13 protein-coding genes are annotated in these 20,240 nt (G+C 51.4%); 8 read left to right on the top strand and 5 right to left on the bottom strand.

Annotated features, from left to right (window positions below; translation table 11 throughout):
• Window positions 1-3 precede the first annotated feature (3 nt).
• The 3 genes from JMW05_RS00220 to JMW05_RS00210 all read left to right on the top strand — a co-directional run bounded on the left by JMW05_RS00220 (window position 4) and on the right by JMW05_RS00210 (window position 2,999).
• Window positions 4-750: a response regulator transcription factor gene (locus tag JMW05_RS00220; protein WP_320158751.1), complete on the top strand. Its 747-nt coding sequence runs from the start codon at window positions 4-6 to the stop codon at window positions 748-750.
• 33 nt (window positions 751-783) lie between these two features.
• Window positions 784-2,073 carry a sensor histidine kinase gene (locus tag JMW05_RS00215; RefSeq protein WP_201503428.1) on the top strand — a complete coding sequence of 430 codons (1,290 nt, stop codon included), beginning with the start codon at window positions 784-786 and terminating at the stop codon, window positions 2,071-2,073.
• Between the two features lie 584 nt (window positions 2,074-2,657).
• On the top strand, window positions 2,658-2,999 hold the full coding sequence (locus tag JMW05_RS00210) for a hypothetical protein (protein ID WP_201503427.1): 342 nt from the start codon (window positions 2,658-2,660) through the stop codon (window positions 2,997-2,999).
• A 96-nt stretch (window positions 3,000-3,095) separates the two neighbouring features.
• Here the strand turns inward: JMW05_RS00210 and JMW05_RS00205 are convergent, their stop codons facing one another.
• The 4 genes from JMW05_RS00205 to JMW05_RS00190 all read right to left on the bottom strand — a co-directional run bounded on the left by JMW05_RS00205 (window position 3,096) and on the right by JMW05_RS00190 (window position 9,332).
• Window positions 3,096-4,610 carry a sensor histidine kinase gene (locus tag JMW05_RS00205; protein WP_201503426.1) on the bottom strand — a complete coding sequence of 505 codons (1,515 nt, stop codon included), beginning with the start codon at window positions 4,608-4,610 and terminating at the stop codon, window positions 3,096-3,098.
• 2 nt (window positions 4,611-4,612) lie between these two features.
• Window positions 4,613-5,287 (bottom strand): response regulator transcription factor, encoded by a 675-nt coding sequence (locus tag JMW05_RS00200; protein ID WP_201503425.1) that lies wholly within the window; start codon window positions 5,285-5,287, stop codon window positions 4,613-4,615.
• 209 nt (window positions 5,288-5,496) lie between these two features.
• Window positions 5,497-7,266 (bottom strand): hypothetical protein, encoded by a 1,770-nt coding sequence (locus JMW05_RS00195; protein ID WP_201503424.1) that lies wholly within the window; start codon window positions 7,264-7,266, stop codon window positions 5,497-5,499.
• A gap of 47 nt (window positions 7,267-7,313) precedes the next feature.
• Window positions 7,314-9,332, bottom strand: a complete 2,019-nt coding sequence (locus JMW05_RS00190) for a hypothetical protein (RefSeq protein WP_201503423.1) — start codon at window positions 9,330-9,332, stop codon at window positions 7,314-7,316.
• Window positions 9,333-9,872: 540 nt separating this feature from the next.
• On the opposite strand from JMW05_RS00190, the gene ggt reads away from it, so the two are divergent.
• The 5 genes from ggt (at window position 9,873) to cysE (ending at window position 17,946) form a co-directional block, all read left to right on the top strand.
• Window positions 9,873-11,672 carry a gamma-glutamyltransferase gene (gene ggt / locus JMW05_RS00185; RefSeq protein WP_227691529.1) on the top strand — a complete coding sequence of 600 codons (1,800 nt, stop codon included), beginning with the start codon at window positions 9,873-9,875 and terminating at the stop codon, window positions 11,670-11,672.
• A gap of 236 nt (window positions 11,673-11,908) precedes the next feature.
• Window positions 11,909-15,571 carry a DNA polymerase III subunit alpha gene (dnaE, locus tag JMW05_RS00180; protein ID WP_201503421.1) on the top strand — a complete coding sequence of 1,221 codons (3,663 nt, stop codon included), beginning with the start codon at window positions 11,909-11,911 and terminating at the stop codon, window positions 15,569-15,571.
• Between the two features lie 56 nt (window positions 15,572-15,627).
• Window positions 15,628-15,999 carry an Hpt domain-containing protein gene (locus JMW05_RS00175; RefSeq protein WP_201503420.1) on the top strand — a complete coding sequence of 124 codons (372 nt, stop codon included), beginning with the start codon at window positions 15,628-15,630 and terminating at the stop codon, window positions 15,997-15,999.
• On the top strand, window positions 15,996-16,820 hold the full coding sequence (locus JMW05_RS00170; protein ID WP_227691377.1) for an RNA methyltransferase: 825 nt from the start codon (window positions 15,996-15,998) through the stop codon (window positions 16,818-16,820). Before JMW05_RS00175 ends, JMW05_RS00170 begins: the two co-directional genes overlap by 4 nt.
• 205 nt (window positions 16,821-17,025) lie before the next feature.
• On the top strand, window positions 17,026-17,946 hold the full coding sequence (cysE, locus tag JMW05_RS00165; protein ID WP_201503419.1) for a serine O-acetyltransferase: 921 nt from the start codon (window positions 17,026-17,028) through the stop codon (window positions 17,944-17,946).
• 193 nt (window positions 17,947-18,139) lie between these two features.
• Here cysE and betT read toward each other — a convergent pair whose 3' ends face one another.
• Complete coding sequence (gene betT / locus JMW05_RS00160; RefSeq protein ID WP_265090588.1) at window positions 18,140-20,161, bottom strand: choline BCCT transporter BetT; 2,022 nt, start codon at window positions 20,159-20,161, stop codon at window positions 18,140-18,142.
• Between the last annotated feature and the right edge of the window lie 79 nt (window positions 20,162-20,240).

The raw sequence follows: 20,240 nt of genomic DNA, 5'->3' as shown, positions 1-20,240 counted from the left end.
GGCATGATGTATAAAATACTGATTATTGAAGACAATCCCGATATCGTCGCCAATGTCTATGCCTTTTTTGAGGCGCAAGGCTACGAGCTGGACAATGCACACAATGGCGTAAGCGGTCTTGAGCTGGCAATCGCCAATCGCTATGACGTGATACTGCTGGACGTGATGCTGCCTGGTATGAACGGCACCAAGCTGTGCCAAACCCTACGCGCCGAGCATCATAACAAGACGCCGATTATTATGCTGACTGCCCGCGATACCGTCTCGGACAAGGTCATTGGTTTTGAAAGTGGCGCGGATGATTATGTGGTCAAGCCATTCTCCCTTGTTGAGCTCGATGCGCGTATCAAAGCGCTTATTCGCCGCGACCAAAACGAGCATTTTCCGCATTTACTGCAAGTGGGCGAATTGCAGCTTGATACCGAGCGCCGCACCGCCACGCGGGCAGGACACGCCTTGCGCCTGACGCCGACGGGGTTTAAAATCTTGCAGCTGTTAATGAATGCCGCGCCCAATGTGGTGACCAAAGCCGAGATTGAGGACAAAGTCTGGGGACGCGATATCCCTGACAGCGACGCGCTGCGCACCCATGTGCACACCCTACGCGCGCAGGTAGATAAGCCGTTTTCCCAGCCGATGATTACCACCCTTGCGGGGATTGGCTATCAGCTGGGCGCGGCAGATAATACGCCTGACGCTGCGCGAGTCTCCTCAAATGACGTTGTAAATGACACCGTCACCGAACCATAAACCATCAGCACCAGCAAAAAGAGCAGCCCCACTTTGTTTAATGCTATCGCCCAAAAGGTACGCCTGTCCTACTTTATCTTTACTGCCATTATTTGCATCAGCTTTGTCAGTATATTTCTGTATGCAGGCATGCACATGGAGCAGGCGCTGGTTAAAGGGCGCTTGCTGGAAGAATTAAGCAGCAGCCTACAAACCAAGGGCGTGCAGGCGCATTACAGCGCCGAGCCAGGTATTGATATTTATCAGTTTGCCGACGCGCCGCCGATGCTGCAAACGCGCGCCACCGATACTGTGCAAGAGATGCAAGTGACCAACTTTATGCACGCGGGTCAGCCCTATGACGGCGAGCTGCATTTTTTTAGCCACAGCGAGGGACAGACGCGCTATATCCTCACCTACTTGCTCAGTGAGCAAATCGCATTGACCAATTACCCTGTATTGGCGATTTATGAAGACTTTGAGGCGCTGTTTTTAAAGACCTTGCTCGGCGCGGTGGCACTGAGTTTTTTGATTGCCATTGCCTTTGCCTACGTCTCCGCGCATCAGATTACCAAGCCCTTATCACGCCTTAAGCACGCGGTCGAGACGGACAATGAACATCTTGGCGGCTTATTACACTTGCCATCCGAGGTCGGTGTTTTGGCTCGTGCTATAGATACCAAAAACCGCAAACTTGCAGGCTACTTGCAGCGCGAGCAGCTGTTCACAGGCGATGTCAGTCACGAGCTGCGCACGCCTTTGACCATCATTATGGGCGCTGCCGAAGTGTTAGAGGCGCAGCTGCCCGCCGATAGCCGTCAGCGCGAGTTTACCCACCGCATCCACAGCACCGCCACCGAAACCTCAGAGATTATCAGCGCCCTACTGCTGCTCTCACGCGCCCCTGAAAAGCTTGACGCGCCCATCACGCCACTACGCCCTATCATCGAGCATGAAATCAGCCGCTTAAACTACTTAATTAAGTATAAAGACGTGCGCTGCGAGCTAGACTGTGAAGCACTTTACAGCGCCCACGCCCGCCCTGAGCTGCTAAAAATGGCGCTCGGCAACCTGATTAAAAATGCCTTTCAATACACCGATACAGGCACGGTCAGCATTCACGTCGATGCGCAGAGTATCACCATCAGCGACACAGGCAGTGGCATTGATGATTCGCTATTGCCACAGCTGTTCGAGCGTTTTGCACGTGGCGATATGAATGGCATCGATGGCAGTGGTCTGGGGCTGAGCATCGTACAGCGCATCATTCAACATCTTGGCTGGCAAATCACCTATCAGCCAAGCCCGCAAGGTGGCAGCACCTTTGTGATTACTTATCATTAATGGCGTGTGTTAACATCACAGACAGTCGCCCGTCCTTAGATACGCCACACCGCTCCTATTTTCACCGCCTTTATTGCCATGAGCTTTGTTACAAAGGCGTTTTCGGCGCTATTCATCAAAGACAACGGTGTATAAAACCGTTAGTTATCAATATCTTTCATTTATTCAATCAATAACTTTTTGTTATATAAATCATATTAAAAAATGTATTTATCTTCTCTAAATTATGACTTCGCATTTTTTTTAAATATTTTTTATGTAATTTTTATGAAACTTATGTAAATAGGTAATTGTTTAAATTACAATATGCGCTCATAGTAAGTAGACCGTAAACGAGTATCAGTTACAAGTTATTTTCGCTACAGCCCAATAATGGCAAGATTCTTGCACAATAACATAGCTACTGTTTTTACAATACGCGAGCCTATTTGGCTTATTGGCTATCATAGATATATACAAGCGCCTAGCGTCTGGGCATTATTTTTTGTAATAAAACACGGATATTCACTTTTTGGAAGGCTATGCACAATACCAAACTTTTTGTTAATAAAAACTCTTCAAGCTTTATATTAAAGGATGGTTTTATGGCTGTTTTTGGCAAGATAACCACACTATTGGGTCTTGGTAAACAGAATGACCTCTTAATCACTGACCCACAGACACCGACCGATATTAATATCGCTATTTTGACAAATTGCGCGATTACTTGCCGCTGTGGTGGGATGGCGCTGCCGACGCAAGTCAAAGGCAATGAATACTGCTGTCTGCGCTGCGACAAGCAAATGCTAAACATTCGCTACAATCTGGGGCAAAGAGCAGAGAGCGATGATGACTGGTGCATTCAGCCAAAAGACGAAAAGCACATGATTGATATGGCGCACTACGACGAAGCGTACAAACAAATCAAAGCCCGATACGGCAAATAGAGCGCCATATTCATGCCTTTATAGCGTGCAGGCATCAATCGCCCTTTAGCGCCTTTATATGAGCCATCGCCATAATAAGGGCGCTGTACCCGCAAGCTATTGCGGTAGGTATATCTGTACCATCAGCCCTTGTACTGCGCCCGCCTCTGTACGGCTGTAATGATTCTCTGCACTGACCTCGCCTTTGTGCGCGCTGATGATGGCCTGTGCAATCGCTAAGCCCAGCCCATAGCCGCCCGTTTGCCGATGCCGCGCCGAATCCAAGCGCACAAACGGCTGAAAGATACGCTCGGTATCTGCCGCATCGACGCCGCCGCCTTCATCGCTAATACGAATACGCAGCTGTCCGCGCATCGGTTGGTCAAGCTGCGCGATGACGCGACCTTGCAGCGGGGTGTGCATAAAGGCATTGCGAATGATGTTTTCGATGGCGCTACGCAGCTGTTCTGGATTGCCTTTGACACACCACGCGGCTGTATTGTCTGGCATCTGCCAGTGCCACTGTACGCCCTTTTGCTGAAACTCAAAGCACACGTCTTGCCCAATCTCATCGATTAAGTCGGGTATCACGACCGTCTCGTATGCGCTGTCCTCGAGTGTGTATTTTTGCATTTGTAGCGCTTGGATACGGATGATGTGCTCTATCAGCTCATTCATACGCGCGGTTTCTTTATCAATACGCGCAAGATAGCGCTGAGCCTCGGGCGCACAGTCGCGTGCCAGCTCGGTTGCCACCTCAAGACGTGCCAAAGGTGAGCGCAGCTCATGGCTGATGTCGCTCAGTACCTGCTTACGCGCAAGCTCGCTGTCCGCCAGCCGCTTGGACAGCTCGGACACATCGCGTGCCAAGCGCCCAAGCTCATCATCCGCCGCTGGTGACTGCGATGGCGGCGTGTGGTAATCGCCTGCAATCATCCGATGTACGCGATGCTGCACTTGGCGGATACGGCGCGTCATGGTGCGACTGAGCCAAAAACACATCAACACGCTAAAGAGCATAATCAAGCTGACGCGCACCGCAAGGTTGGTGTGCTGAAGCGCCAACACGTCTTTAAAGAGCAAGTGCGGACGCAGCTGCACAATCACGCGCTGACCATCGGGCAGACGTACGGGCACTTCTGCCAGCTCAGGACGCGCCTCCAAATTGGCTAGCGCCTTGTGCGGCGGTGTGGGATGCAAGAGCCGATCGAGTACAGATAAGGGACGCTCGCGAGGATTCTCGCTACGCCCACGCGGGGCGCGTGGCTCAGATGCGGGCGGCAGCGTATCGCTGCTGCGCTCACGCGGCTCAGTAGGCTCGCGGTAGCGCGGATACCAGATACTGCCTTCGTCATCATAGACACGTATCTGGTTCATTATGCGACGCTCACGGCGATACATCTGAGCCACGCTATCCAAATTGCCCGCTTCAAGCGCAGCAATCAAAGGCGCGCGCCGTATCATCAAGCGCTCAATTTGACGGTCCATGCCCGCCGCGAGCGCCTGCTCGTTGAGGTGTCTTTCGACCAAAATAGACAGCACCGCCGTCAAAGCAATGGTGACAAGTAGGCTTAAAAACAGTCGCCAAAATAATGGCACGGCAAAACGTGGCGATTTAGGGGCGTCATTCATCATCACACGACCATCTGATAGCCCTTCCCGCGAATGGCTTTTATCGGGTCGGGGTGAAAGGGCTGCAGTTTTTTACGCAAGCGCGAGATATGCACATCCAAACTGCGGTCAAAGGGCTGTAGCTCACGCTGCAGTACATGCTCAGACAGCCATGCCTTACTCACCACCTCCCCTTTTTGTCGCAGCAGCTCGACCAAGATATCAAACTCTGTACCCGTTACTTGTACCTCGGTGTTATCAATACAGCACACCCGATGCGCTTGGTCCAACACGATGCGCCCATCACTCGGTAAGGGGCTGTGCTCAGACACTGACGCCTGCGTGCGCTTAATCACCGCTTTGATACGCGCCAGCAGCTCGCGCGGGTTGCATGGCTTGGTGATATAGTCATCTGCCCCCAGCTCAAGCCCAATAATACGGTCAATCTCCTCGCCCTTTGCGGTAAGCATAATCACAGGCAGCTGACTGATGGCGGGCAACTGACGCAGCACGCTAAGCCCGTCAATCTTAGGCATCATGATGTCTAAGACCAGCAAGTCGTAGCGTTTGGTCTTTAGGGTTTGGATGACCGCCTCACCATCGTATACACAATCACAAGTTACCCCATGATTGCGCAAATACTCTTGGAGCAGTTGGGTCAGCTCTTCATCATCATCGCCAAGCAGTATCTGCGGCATATTGCCCTCCTTATTATCATCTATAGCGCCGCTTACTTGTGCGCGAAGCTGTTAGCATGATAGAGCGCTTATAGGCACGATACAAGGCATGGCAGGCGATATGGGCAGAATGTTACCTTTCTTAAAGATGGCGATTATGCAAACATAAAAAAGCGCACCTGCCAAAACAGATACGCTGATATTCCATGCTAATAACAATGAACGATAAATCAGCGGGTCATCGCAGATGCCATCATCATCATCGAAAACAGACGCATGCGCATACCCTCTAGTGTCTGTGCGTTGTCCTTATCTTCATCCAATGCTTCAAGGTAGGCTTTGATGTCCACGCTGTTTTGCGCATTGGGCGTTTGTGCGCCTGTAGGCAAGTTTGGAAAGTCCTTTTGACTGCGGTCAATGCGGCTATAGGTGGTTAATATATCGGCAATGGTGCTGGTGCTGTCCAGCGCTTTGTCCACGAACGCGCCAGCGGGTGACTGCATGTGCATCCACAGCAAGTTGCCTTGTTTATCAAAGCCATACAGCTTTTGCACCTTTAGGCTGCTGTCCGCCGTTGGCAGCTCGACGTTACGCGAGCCGTCCAGCATACGTATCAGCGCTTTGGCAAGATAGGCGCCATCGAGCTTTTCAGCAATATAAGTTGCGGCTGTCTTTTCTGTATAGTCGCTGTCGTCATCGTTGTACGCGTCGCGCTCAGCATCCGCATCGTACGCACGGTACGCCTCATCGTCGCTGTCACTGCCCTCTGCTTCCGCATCAGCGGTCGCCTCTAGTGTCGCCATGGCTGATTCGCTATCATCGAAAGCGATGGCTTCCGCTACCGCGCCCTCATCATCATAATCATAGCTGTCCGCTTCTGCTAATGCTTCGGCGACCAGCTCAGGATACGCGGCTTTTAATTCGTTAAACAATAATGCCGACATCTCCTTGCCTGTTTGACGATAGGCATCCACGCTTTGGGTCTGCGCTATCACATAATCACTGTGCTGCATGACGCTCAGCTGATGCGCAGGAATTTTTGGGGTCAAGGCTGCGAGCGCTGTGGTGGGCAAGGTTTTAAAGCTCGCACTGTCGGCGCGGGCATTCATGCGCTCTGATACGCTCAGATGACTTTTGATTAATGTACGACCAAAGCCTTTGGGCAAGCTGCCATCATTCAATGACAGTTTGAGCCATTTGTTTTGCCACTGCGTGCCCAGCTTTTTGTCCATAAATTTAGAATTTAATATAGCAACGTTGTCCGCCCAGAGGTACAGATTGCCTGATTTGGCATCGAGATATAGGGGCTGGCTGATACTGGTGTGATGGTTGCGCGTGTCATATTGCGCACTTGGAAGTACGGTCAGCTTGCCTGCCAGCGGCTGATATACGCCTTGCACATTGACGGACAAGGGCTTGTACCACTGCTCATAGGTGGCTTTTGCGCTCTCAATCTCTTCTTTGGACAGCATATCCTCGCGCGCTTCCATGCGATCGAACAGGTCTTGATAGTACGGGCTGACCGCTTGCTTTTCATCGGCGGCGTAGTCGTCATACTGATTTTGTTGCCATGCGCTGTAGTTGCGCTCGCACGCCACATAGGTCTGCTCAAGGCTTTGGCGCGGGGTATCGTAGCGGGCGTCATCAATCTCAAGCCCTGCCGCTTCAGCTTGTTTTAACAGCTTGATATACGCCGCGTCGTGCGTCTCTTCGCAGTAGCTGTAGACACTGCTGACGGTGCTGATTGTTTTGGGGTCAATCGCGGTGAACTTGGCGCGGTTGTTAAACTCAATGTTGCTGTGATAGCTCATTGACTTGCGATATTGGGCTTTTAGCGCCGCATTCACGCGGTCTTTTGCCTGCGCAGGTATTGCGGTGGTTTGGCTTGGCTGCATACTACGGGTGGTTTGGCAGCCTGTGATGACCAGCGAGCCTGCCACCAGCATGGCCCCGACACGATAAGGCGCACTGGACCATAAAGCGAAAAAAGAAGTGTTCATAAAAAATATCCTAAATATAGAAAATAAGGCACAGTCAAACGCACAGATTACTCACCCAAATAGGCGTCATCGCGATACACGTCTTCATTATCATTATCGTATTCAAGGTACGCCTCGCCATATTCGCCATCGTCCTCCACCTCTACGTAGCTATCATAGTCATAGCGGGCATAACGCGCGGTCTCTGCATAGCTTTTCTCTTTTTTAACATCAGCGAGCAACTGATTGCCATCAATGGGCGTGGGTGCGCCTTTGGTCGTATCAAATGAGGATGCCAACAGCGGGGTCAATGGGTGTTTGCCAAAGTCTTTGGCGTTATAGCGGATTTGGTTGACTGCCGTTTGCTGCACGTTTAAGAACGGGCTGTACAAATGCATGCGCTGCTGCTTGCCAAGGAGCGCGCCCTTAGCGTCTAGGTAGTAGTAGTTGTCTTGGTTGAGTGACAAGGGCGCAATCGCCTCGACCAGTTGCATGAGCGCGCCCATATCGGTGCTGTGATAGCCTTCATTGTATAAAGACAGGCGCTCCAGACGTTCTTTAAGCGCCGTTTTGTCCGCGTATTTTTCAGGGTGCGCGTCGATATGCTGCTGCAAGTCGTGTGTCATGTGCTTGACGATACGCCCCATCATCGCGCCTGTTTGCTTGGCATCAAAATTGACCTTGAGCACTTGACTTGCCCCAAGCTGGCTGGCAAACGCATCTTTTTGTGCGCTGACATCACTCACCGCACTTGCAGGAATCTCTGCAAAGCTGGCATCAAGCGCATTGACAAACGAATCATACAGCACCTCGGTGGGCAGGCTTTCTGCCAGCGTTTTGGGCAAGCCAAAGCTGACAACAAAGGCCTCTTTGCTCAGCGCTTTATCAACGTTGGCGCTTTTTTGCTCCATATAGGCGCTCGCCTTGACAAACAATGGCTTGATGGCAGAAGCATCAACCGTCATGCGCTGACGATTAAAATCAAGCATCAATGGCAGCTGGATAGAGGACTGAATCGTTGGTGCCAAATAGTCGTAGCTGTAGACACTGCGCAGGGTACGTGATTGTGGGTTGTGCTCACTGACGCTGCTAAAGGTCAAGTATTGGTTTTGATAGGCATTGTCGGCAGCAACTTGCTCATCAGTGCGCTTTATCATATCGAGCATCATGGTCATCATGCCCGCCTCATCACCCGTACTCGCAGCCGCTTTTTCGGCGCGCTTCATCTCGATGTAGTCCGTGGTGACGCCTGTTTTTAGACGCTCATAACTGTCTTCTTCGTCATCATAGTCGTAATCGTCATAGTCATCGTAGTCGTCATAATCATAGTCGTCTTCGTCGTAGTCACCTGACGCGTCAAGCTCAGCTTGAGCCTCGGCAACTTCAGCTTGAGCAAGCGCCAGCTCATCCTCATATTCATACTCAGCATCGTTATCAGACGTACAACCACATGCGTCATCACCATGGTCATGGTCATGGTCGTGGTCGTGATAATAGTCTTCATCAGCCGCCGCGACTTCAGCATCTATGGCTGCATCGTAATCATATCCATCATAATCACTGTCGTAATCATAATCGTCGTCATCGGCAGTAGCCTGCTCATTTTGATAACCAATGGTTTTAATAAAACTCTCAAGCAAGCTGTCCGCGCCTTTATCGATACTGCCATCGGCAACAGCAGGCATTTCTACATAACGCGCATTACTGACAGCGGTACTTGGGGTGTGCATATGCTGACGAATGGCCGTGACCAAACGCGCTTTTGCCGCACTCTCCGCTGCCAGCTGACCCTCTTTATCAAACATAAGGCGCTGCTCGGCGACATGATTCGCCATTGCTGCGGCAAATTGCTCACTTTGTCGTTGCTTGGCTTGCGGGCTGGTTTGGTTAAAGTCCAGTATCGCGCCGTTCTGCTGCGGGCTTGGCGTCACAGGTGCGGACAAGGATTGACAGCCACTTAACACAAGCCCTATACCACCGAGCAGCCATGCCCGATGATGGCGTATACGCTGCGGGGCGCTGTCATGCGGGACAAGTGAACGATGCGCCGACCCCATCAGGGCGCGCTTTGACTGGTGCAATGGCATAGGAACAATCCTCCAAACGGATAAACAGACAGACCAATAAAAGAAACAGACATATATTGTAATAATAGGCTTACTTATAGCACAAAAAGTTACAAATAAGTAGTAAAAAGTTATCATTTGTTTGGATTTAATAAGAACGCTTATCAATCAAAAGGCTTTGTTTAGTCAAACAGATGGCTTTGCCGATGGTCGCTGTTAAATACAGACCGTTTATCTGTCCATGATTATTAAGTATTTTTGTATCTATTATAAATTTTTTAGCATCAATGTCCTTTTATTCGCTATATTTACCGCTGAGTCTTGTTTGAGGCGGGCAGTAGATTTTTGCCTTGTATGGTAATAATGCCAAACAAAATCTTACTGCGCTGGCAGTCAGTTATTACACGGCTTTTTATTTCGACAAAAGACTCGTTATCAATGCACATCATCAGTGCATCATTCATTAAAAAATTCAAGGATTACAACGACTAAGGAAGGTTTATGGCATATTTTTCTACGGACGCTTGTCATTATCTGTCACGCTCTTTACTATGGGGTGCTATGGTGTCTTTTGCCGCGCTCGCGCATGCCGAGACGCCGATTAAAGACGCGCCCCTACAGTTATCAGAGACCCAGCGTATCACCGTGAACCCAGCATCGACGACCCCTCGCCTGCCGCAAAGCACCACCGCTACCAGTGACAGCAGTACCCCTGCCATCTATTCTGGTTACGCCATTGAGCACCCGCTATGGGCAAAAAATGGCATGGTCGCAAGCCAAGAAATGCTCGCCTCACAAGCGGGCTTAAAAATGCTACAAAATGGCGGTAATGCCGTTGATGCCGCTGTCGCGGTTGGCTTTGCGCTCGCTGTGACCCTGCCGCGTGCGGGCAATATTGGCGGCGGCGGTTTTATGATGATTTATGATGCCAAGCAAGACAAAACCATTGCGCTCGATTACCGCGAAAAAGCGCCCAGCAGCGCCTTTCGTGATATGTATCTAGACAAAGACGGCAATGCAGTCAGCGAGCGCTCACGCTATCATGGTCTGGCGGTCGGCGTGCCTGGCACGGTCGCAGGCTTGCTCGATGCGCTAGAAGCCCACGGCACAATGAGCCGCGAGGATGTCATGGCACCCGCGATTGCACTGGCAAAAGATGGCTTTACCGTCACCCCTGAGCTGTCCGACTCACTCGAAGCGCTGCGCTCTCGCTTGACGCGCTGGCCGAGTACGCAGGCGATATTTTTTAAACCCGATGGCAGCAGCTATCAGGCGGGCGAGCGCCTAAAACAGCCTGAACTGGCGCAGTCGTTAAGCTTGATTGCCAAGCAAGGCGCTGATGGCTTTTATAAAGGCGAGACCGCGCAAAAACTGGTCAAGGCAGTCAATGACGCAGGCGGCGCGATGAGCCTTGAGGACTTGGCCAATTACCAAGCCATTGCACGCCAGCCCGTAAAAGGCACGTATCGCGGTTATGAGGTGGTGTCGATGCCCCCGCCTTCCTCAGGCGGCGCGCACATTATCGAGATTTTGAACATTCTTGAAAACTATCCGATGCGCGACTATGGACATAACAGCGCGCAAAGCATTCATTTATTGTCCGAAGCCATGCAGCTCGCTTACGCTGACCGCTCAGAATATCTCGGCGACAGCGATTTTGTCGATGTGCCGATTGCTGGCTTGACCAGTAAAAAATACGCCAAGGTACTGGCAGACAAAATCGACCCACACAAAGCCACGCCCGCGCACTTGATTAAAGCAGGCAAGCCCATGCCGTATGAGAGCGACCAGACGACGCATTTTTCTGTGGTTGATAAGATGGGCAATGTGGTGTCCAACACCTATACCTTAAACTTCTCTTACGGCACAGGCTTGGTCGCGGCGGGCACAGGTATTTTACTAAACAATGAAATGGACGACTTTTCGGCCAAAGTTGGCGTACCCAATGCCTACGGTCTGCTCGGTGGCGATGCCAATGCCATCGAGGCAAATAAGCGCCCATTGTCCTCCATGAGTCCGACCATCGTCTTTAAAGACAAGCGCCCCTTTATCGTGACAGGCACACCAGGTGGCAGCCGCATCATCACCACCGTGACCCAAATACTGACCAATGTCATCGACTATGATATGAATATCGCTGAGGCGACGCACGCACCGCGTATCCACGACCAGTGGTTGCCTGATGAAATCCGCATCGAAAAGGCACTGAATAAAGACACCACTGACAAGCTTGAATCGATGGGGCACACCGTCAGCCCAAACACGACCATGGGCTCGGCGCAGTCGATTATGGTCACGCCAAAAGGTCTGTACGGCGCCTCCGACCCGCGCACCCCTGATGGCGCGGTGGTTGGGTATTAACCAATAAGCCATTCCTCAATATAAGCACCCCCACTCTAACGCCCAAGCCTCCTAAGGTTTGGGCGTTTTTGCGTGCGTGACAAGTGGTGATAAAGACAGAAAAATGCTATGATAATGCGCTGTGCAAGCGCGGCTTTGTGCGGTATAAACATTCATTAAATGATTGATAATGTTATTGTTTATACCCATATCCGGCGTTGGCGTTTGGTTTTTTTGAGCATAATGAAGAGTCGTTTATGGCATTTGTACACCTTGGCATTCATAGTGAATATTCAATTACAGACTCTATCGTCCGCATCAAACCGCTGATTAAGGCGGCGGCGGCGGATGGTCAGCGGGCGCTTGCGCTGACGGATTTGTCTAACCTGTATGCCACGGTGAAGTTTTATCGGGCGTGTCTTGGCGCGGGTATCAAGCCGATTATCGGTAGTGAAGTCATCATGGACAATGAAGACACGCGCCTCATTTTGCTCGCCATGGACAATACGGGTTATCAAAACATCACGCGTATCGTGTCTTTGGGCTATACCGAAGGGCGCGCCAATCCTGACAACCACGGTACGCCTGTGGTGACGCGTGAGCAGATACTGGCGCATGCTGAGGGCGTCATTGTCTTATTTACCGAAAAGTCTGATGTCGGGCAAGCGCTTATCAGTGCCGTATCTGAAAAAGCCGATGATTTATTGACCTCGTGGCAGGCAGCGTTTGGCGATCGCTTGTATTTTGCGATTAAGCGCACCAATCGTGCGGGCGAAGATGCCTTTATTGAGCAGGCGATTTATGCAGGGGCGCGGCATCAGATTCCGATTGTCGCGCACAATGACGTGCGCTTTTTACAGCAAGACGACTTTGATGCGCACGAAGCGCGCGTGTGTATCGCCACCTCTTATGTCCTTGCCGACCCCAACCGCCCGCGCCTCTACTCAGATGAGCAGTATCTAAAGACGCAAAGTGAGATGCAACAGCTGTTTGCCGATATTCCGCAGGTCATTGACAACACCATGCACTTGGCGACCCGCTGTAACGTGACCTTAACCCTTGGCGAAAACGTTTTGCCCGAATTTCCCGTGCCTGAGGGCGAGACCATCGAGTCCTTTTTCCGCGCCGAGTCAAAGCGCGGTCTCGATAGACGTCTGGATAAACTCTATCCTGTAGACGCACGCGGCGAGGATTGGGACGCGATACGTGCGCCGTATGATGAGCGCTTGGAATATGAGCTGAACATCATCTTGTCCATGGGTTTCCCAGGTTACTTTTTGATTGTGATGGACTTTATCCGCTGGGCGAAAAACAATGGCGTACCCGTAGGGCCTGGTCGTGGCTCGGGTGCAGGCTCGCTGGTCGCCTATGCGCTGAACATCACCGACCTTGACCCGCTGCATTATGACTTGCTATTCGAGCGCTTTTTGAACCCTGAGCGTGTCTCAATGCCCGACTTTGATATCGACTTTTGTATCGAGGGGCGCGATAGGGTCATTGAATACGTCGCCAACACCTATGGACGCGAGGCGGTGTCGCAGATTATCACCTTTGGTACGATGGCGGCAAAAGCGGTGGTGCGCGATGTGGCGCGGGTACAAGGCAAATCGTACGGTCTTGCCAATAAAATGTCCAAGCTGATTCCCAAAACCCCTGGCATCACCCTCACCCAAGCGCTGAACGAAGAGCCGCAGCTCAAAGACTTAATCAGCAACCCTGACAATATGGACTATGAAGACGCCATTGAAATCTGGGAGATGGCGATTAAGCTTGAGGGCGTGTGCCGAAACGTCGGTAAGCACGCGGGCGGCGTGTTGATTGCACCGAATAAAATCACCGACTTTAGCGCCATTTATTGTGATGACGAGGGTCACCGCGTCTCGCAGTTTGATAAAGACGATGTCGAGGCGGTCGGGCTGGTGAAGTTTGACTTTTTGGGCCTGCGTAACTTAACGGTCATTAACGCTGCCGTGCAAAACATCAATGCCCGCCGCGCGCGGGAGCAGCAGCCAGCACTGATACTCGAAGACTTGCCGCTCGATGACGGCCACGCTTACACCTTATTGCAAGAGGCTAAAACCACAGCGGTGTTTCAGCTTGAGAGCATGGGTATGAAAAAATACCTCGCTAAGCTGCAACCGACCAATATCGAAGACGTCATCGCGATGTGTGCGCTGTATCGCCCAGGTCCGCTCGATGCAGGCATGGTCGAGATGTATATCGACCGCAAACACGGCCGCGAAGAGGTCATCTATGACCATCCCAACCTTGAGCCGATATTGAACAACACCAACGGCGTTATTGTCTATCAAGAACAGGTGATGCAAATCTCGCAGGTGATGGCAGGCTACAGCCTTGGCGGGGCGGACATGCTGCGCCGTGCCATGGGTAAGAAAAAACCTGAAGAGATGGCAAAACAGCGCGATATTTTTGTCACAGGGGCGACCGCACAAGGTATTGACGAGACGACCTCAGGCGGCGTGTTCGACTTGATGGAAAAGTTTGCAGGCTACGGCTTTAACAAGTCGCACTCGGCGGCGTATGGCGTACTCGCCTACCAAACTGCCTATCTCAAGCACTACTACCCTGCCGAATTTATGGCGGCGGTACTGACCTCTGATATGAACAACACGGACAACGTGGTGTTCTTTATCAATGATTGCCGCGAAAACTTCGGCTTAACCGTTGCCAATCCATCGGTCAACCGCAGTGAGTGGCACTTTGTCGCCGACACCCCGAGCAATATCATTTATGGTCTAGGCGCAATTAAAGGCGTGGGCGAAGGCGCGGTCGAGTCGATTGTGACGGCAAGACGTGAGGGCGGCGCGTTTAGCGACTTATACGATTTTTGCCGCCGCGTAGACATCAAAAAAGTCAATAAGCGTACGCTTGAAGCCTTGGTAAAGGCAGGCTGTTTTGATGACTTTGCCGCGACCTTGCGCCCTGACTTGCCAAGTGAGCGTGCCTTTGAGATACGCGGCGCCTTGATGAGCCAGCTTGCCAGCGCCGTACAAGCCGCTGAGCAAGACCGCCAAAACCGCGAAATCGGTATGATGGACTTGTTTGGCGATGTGGATAGCGGCATCGTCAGCGCCCCACCGCTGCCTGTCTCAAGTGATTTGATTTGGGGTGACAAGCACCGCTTAAAGGCAGAAAAAAGCACCCTTGGGCTGTATTTAACTGGGCACCCGATTGATGAGTACCGCGCCGAGCTCAAACGCTATACGGCAGGCGCACGTCTTGATAGCCTAAATGACACCGGATTTAATGGCAGCTGCTACTTTGCAGGCTTGGTCATGGATGTCGCCAACTTTGGCAACCGCCACGTGATTACGCTTGATGACGGCACGGCACGCCTTGAGGTCAGCTGCTACGCCGAGCGCTTTAACCGCGTCAAAGACGTGATTAAAATCGATGAAGTGGTGGTGATTAAAGGCAGCATCCGCGAGCGCGATGGGCGCTTGTTTGCGCGTCTGACCCACGCTTTTAGCATGGTTGAGGCGCGACTGCGCTGGCTTAACAAAATCAGCATTAAGCTGTATGCTGAAGATGTGACTTTGCTTGAGCGCTTGCAGCCGCTTTTAAAGTCGGCACAGTCGGCACAAATTCCGCCGCCCATCGCTCCTTATCAGGAAGACGGGGATGAGCAAGACGAGCAGGACTATTTTTCTGATGATGCGCTTGGTAGCCTGTATGACGAGATGGGTAATGACTTGTTACAAATGCCCGTAACTGCTGCGACAACGGGCGCACAGACGATTAACGATAATTGTATTGCACTCGGTTTGAGTATTTATAACAATTACGCGATAGCCAACGTTGCGCTCTCTCAGCACTGGCGCGTTTACCCCAATGATGATAACCTGCAGCATTTAAAAACCTTGGTTGGCGATACACATTTGCACTTTCACTACCGCTGAGCCTGTGTATCGACCGTTGACCCATTGTCTTATATTTGATTGAATTGGATGCCCTCATGAGCCAAACCCACGACAACACCTTAACTGACATCGTTATTGATTATGAGCAGTTTGACGAGATGCGCGACTTGCTCGAAGACGATTTTCAAGACTTGGTCAGCACCTATCTGGTTGACAGTCGCCGCCGTATCGATGCATTAGCCACAGCCGTCGCTGACAACGACAATGCCAATGGCTTTGAGATTGCGCACGCGCTCAAAGGTGCCAGTGCCAATCTTGGCGCAGCGCAAATGATGGCGCTGAGTGGTACGCTACAAGAAGCCTGCCGCGACAACCACATCAGCCAGCACGCAGACACCGTCACCGAGATGCAACACGCCATACAGCGTCTAGAGACAGATATCCATAAGCATCTGGGACAATCATGAGCCAAAGTGTAGACCCTATGAATCCTCGCAGCATTGGCGAGTATCTGGCGCACTTGCAAGTCATTATGGTCAATACCACCTTGCCTGCCAATATTGGCTCTGCTGCGCGCGCCATGCATACCATGGGCTTATCACGGCTTACAGTGGTTGACCCCAAGCATCCGATTGATGACACCAGCGTGTCACACGCGGCGGGTGGTATCGCGGTATTAGAAGCCGCGAGCATCACGCCCACGCTCGATGCGGCTGTTGCCGACTGTCAGCTGGTGTTTGCAGCAAGCAGTCGCAGTCGTCATATGCCGCGCCCTGTGGTCAATCCGACCGAGGCGGCGGACATTATGCTGTCGTTTATTGACGCGCAAAATGCTCAGGGCAGTACGCCCAATATCGCCATTTTGTTTGGGCGCGAAGACCGTGGTCTGACTAATGATGAGTTGGCGCTCGCCGACTATCATATTCAGATTGATGCCAATCCTGAGTACCCTGTATTGAATGTCGCCTCGGCGATTCAGGTCATTGCCAGCTTTATCTTTGCACGCACGCAAGCGCACGTCAGCCATACCGACACGCCTGATAACGCAGACGACACAGAATCTGGTCTGACGATGCATATCCGCCAGCAGTGGGACGAGCCTGCCATCACGCACGCCGAGCAAGCGCAGCTGGTCAATCGAGTGATTGACCTTATGGTTGATAAAAACCTTGCCGATGCAGGACAGTTAAAATCCCTACCCGCCCGCCTGTCACGTTTAAGCGCGCGCCTGCAACTGGACAAAAAAGAATATCAACTGCTCAGCGCATTAATCGCCAAATTAAAATAACGCCAAAGCAGTGCCACTACAGCCAAAAGCGGCATGGCGTCTCACACTGCTGATAAGCGATGGGACGACGATGCTGCTGATGGCTGTATTTTTTTGTGCAAAACTGCTATAACTGATGCATTCAGGCGTCACTGCACGTCATCGATGCCGTGCCAGTTATTTTATTTTACCCTTTCCGTATGGATAAGACCCGATAGGACACTTTATGCCATCGCCAAAGACCTTGTTCAAATCTCTGACCACTATTAAAAATCACCTACAAGAAGACATCGAAGCGGTATTCAATCGCGACCCTGCCGCGCGTAACAGCATGGAAGTGCTGCTGACCTATCCTGGCATCCATGCGCTGATTTTGCATCGCGGGGCGCACTGTCTGTGGCAGCATGACCATAAGTTTGCCGCGCGTGCGGTGTCCTATGGTGCGCGCATCATGACGGGCATCGAGATTCACCCTGCTGCCAAGATTGGCAGACGCTTTTTTATTGACCATGGCGTTGGCGTGGTGATTGGCGAAACCGCTGAGATTGGTAACGACGTAACCTTGTATCACGGCGTGACCTTGGGCGGGGTGTCTTGGAACAATGGCAAGCGCCACCCTACCCTTGAAGACGGCGTCATCGTCGGCGCAGGCGCAAAAGTGCTCGGACCTTTCACGGTCGGTAAAAATGCCAAAATCGGCTCTAACGCCGTGGTGGTCAAAGCCGTCCCCGAAAACGCCACTATGGTCGGCAGCGCGGCGCGCATGATATCAGCGTACCACGATGAAAAAGGCAACCCATTGACCAAACAAGTCGATGATGCCAAGCAACAAGAAAAAGCCGCCCAAGCCACCGAGCTGAACCTCGATAGCCAAAGCCGTGACGAGCGCCCAAAAAGCGTTCGCGAAAGCACCTTCCAAGCCTATGGTATCAGCCCAAGCTCGACCGACCCTGTCGCCGATGCCTTTGCCAAGATGCTTGAGCACATTCGCCAATCAGAAACACGCCTTGACCAAATGCAAGCGGCAATGTGCAAAATGGATCCCGATTTTTGCAAAAAAGAGTACGACAAACTCTCTGCAGAAGACTTGGGCGTGATTGGCACCAAAGACAAAAATCAGCAAAACACGCCAAGTGATGACAAGTGATACACAGCTGCGTGGTTTCTTAATGTGGTTTTCAAATATCCCGTTAATCATGCCATTAGCTATGCTGTTTAATATCGCATATTTTGCTTAGGCTATTTTATTAAACCTATTCCATCAAACACAAACCCACAGACCATAAAAAAGCCACCTACATTAAGGTGGCTTTTTTGTGTCATAAGAATAGTTGTCCTACTTAGCTGTTTGGCTGACGCTCTAAGTGCAAGTACTGCAAGTGGTATTCGTATTGGTTCAAGATATCCACGAGCACCTGCTCTTTGGTATAGCCGACCAAGTCGTATTCTTGCGAGCCTTCACTCAAGAACACTTCGGCGCGGTAATAGTATTCTGCATTTTTGGTCGCGGTGCTGAGCGTAAAGTTCGGACGCTCGGCGCGAATCAAATGCACTTCATACACAAAGTCGTCTTCATCCCCATGACCGACGCGCAGTTTTAGACCATTGATTTGCCCATTGTCATCAGCGCTGCTGTTATTGATATCATCACCGATATGCTCAAGGTTATGAATATCGAGCACCGTCTTTAAGCCACCAGCGGCCAGCTCACGCTCGACCTCAATCATGGCAGGCTTGACCACGTTTTGTAAAAAGCGCTCAACCTGCGTATGGCTTGGGAAGCTGACAATACGCTGCAAGCGCGCGCGCCAGCCTTTACCATTGTCCAAGACGTTCGCGGTACCGATGGTGGTCGCTTTGCGCTTGTTGCCCTCTTCTTTGAGCGACTTCCACATCGACATCATATACATCACAAGCACGATAGAAAATGGCAAGCCTGCGATGACCGAGACCGACTGTAGCGAGGAAAAACCACCTGCAAACAGTAGACCCAGCGTAATCAAGCCTGTTGCTGCTGCCCAAAACAGACGCAGCCATACGGGCGCATCGGTGTCATTGGTCATGCCTTTTGAGCTAAGGTTCGCCAGTACCAGTGCGCCTGAATCCGCTGAAGTGATAAAGAAAATCAAGCCAATCAGCACGCCTGCAAACGATAAGATATCGCTATAAGAGTAGTATTCAAACAGCGCAAACAGTCCCATGGCAGGGTCAGCGGTCGCCACCTCACCCAGTGCCGTTGCACCATTAGCGACCAAATCAATCGCTGAGTTACCAAAGATAGAGAACCACGCAAAAATAAAGCCCAGCGGGATAAACATCACGCCAAAGACGAACTCACGTAGCGTGCGTCCACGGCTGATACGTGCGATAAACAAGCCGACAAAGGGTGCCCACGCAACCCACCATGCCCAGAAAAATATCGTCCATGACGATTTCCACGCCGCGCCTTCTGCGCCATCGTAGGCATATACGTCAAAGGTTTTTGCCACGATGGTCTGGAAATACTGCCCGATATTTTGGGTAAAGGTGTTCAGTAGATAGACCGTGTTGCCCATCACCAAAATCGCAACCAACAGTAAAATTGCCGCCAGCATGTTAAATTCAGACAAGCGGCGAACGCCTTTTTCCACGCCCGTCATCGCCGAGATGCCCGCAGCCACGACCACCACGATAATGATGATGGACTGTACCATCTTGCTCGATTCAATGCCAAAGACGTGCGTCAAGCCTGCGTTGGCTTGCAAGACGCCAATACCCAAACTGGTGGCAATGCCCATCAAGGTACAGACCACGCCAAAGGTATCGACCCCATCGCCGACCCAGCCTTTAATCAAACGCTCACCAAAGATGGGCGTGAGCGGCGAGCGCAAAGCCAACGGCATGTTTTTGCGGTAGGCAAAGTACGCGAGCGCCATGCCAATCAAGGCATAAATGCCCCAGCCGTGTAGACCCCAATGTAAAAAGGTCTGCGCCACGGCTTGTTGCATCGCCTCGGCGCTGGCAGGCGTGAGTCCTGCGTGCGGCATCAGATAGTGGGTCAATGGCTCGGAAGCGCCAAAGAACAGCAAGTCAATACCGATACCTGCCGAGAACAGCATCGCCGCCCACGCTAAAAAGGGAAACTGCGCCTTTTCGTGATCTTGACCGAGCTTGATATCGCCATATTTAGAAAAACCGACAAACAGCGCAAAAATACTGTACGCAGCGACCACCAGCATGTAATACCAGCCAAAACTTTCTGATACCCACGCCATGCCTGCGTTTAATAGCCCTTCACTATAAGTGGGAAAGGCAATCGTCCAAATGATTAATAAAATAGAAATAATGGCTGAGCCTAAAAAGACGGTTCTATTTAGACTCAAGGGTTTTGTTGCATTCGCTGATGGCGAACTGTGCATAAAAGACCTCAAATAAGTAAAATAAATTACGGTCTGATATCAC

The sequence above is a fragment of the Psychrobacter aestuarii genome, assembly GCF_904846035.1.
In the GTDB taxonomy this organism is placed as follows: Bacteria; Pseudomonadota; Gammaproteobacteria; order Pseudomonadales; family Moraxellaceae; genus Psychrobacter; species Psychrobacter aestuarii.
The sequence above is the reverse complement of the archived record's forward strand: the minus strand, read 5'-3'. Positions and strand labels throughout refer to the sequence as shown.

Bases quoted from the DNA above. Each gene is read 5' to 3' on its own strand.
- JMW05_RS00220 (WP_320158751.1), top strand. From the start codon at position 4: ATGATGTATAAAATACTGATTATTGAAGACAATCCCGATATCGTCGCC.
- JMW05_RS00210 (WP_201503427.1), top strand. From the start codon at position 2,658: ATGGCTGTTTTTGGCAAGATAACCACACTATTGGGTCTTGGTAAACAG.
- JMW05_RS00205 (WP_201503426.1), bottom strand. From the start codon at position 4,610: ATGAATGACGCCCCTAAATCGCCACGTTTTGCCGTGCCATTATTTTGG.
- JMW05_RS00200 (WP_201503425.1), bottom strand. From the start codon at position 5,287: ATGCCGCAGATACTGCTTGGCGATGATGATGAAGAGCTGACCCAACTG.
- JMW05_RS00195 (WP_201503424.1), bottom strand. From the start codon at position 7,266: ATGAACACTTCTTTTTTCGCTTTATGGTCCAGTGCGCCTTATCGTGTC.
- JMW05_RS00190 (WP_201503423.1), bottom strand. From the start codon at position 9,332: ATGCCATTGCACCAGTCAAAGCGCGCCCTGATGGGGTCGGCGCATCGT.
- ggt (WP_227691529.1), top strand. From the start codon at position 9,873: ATGGTGTCTTTTGCCGCGCTCGCGCATGCCGAGACGCCGATTAAAGAC.
- dnaE (WP_201503421.1), top strand. From the start codon at position 11,909: ATGGCATTTGTACACCTTGGCATTCATAGTGAATATTCAATTACAGAC.
- JMW05_RS00175 (WP_201503420.1), top strand. From the start codon at position 15,628: ATGAGCCAAACCCACGACAACACCTTAACTGACATCGTTATTGATTAT.
- JMW05_RS00170 (WP_227691377.1), top strand. From the start codon at position 15,996: ATGAGCCAAAGTGTAGACCCTATGAATCCTCGCAGCATTGGCGAGTAT.
- cysE (WP_201503419.1), top strand. From the start codon at position 17,026: ATGCCATCGCCAAAGACCTTGTTCAAATCTCTGACCACTATTAAAAAT.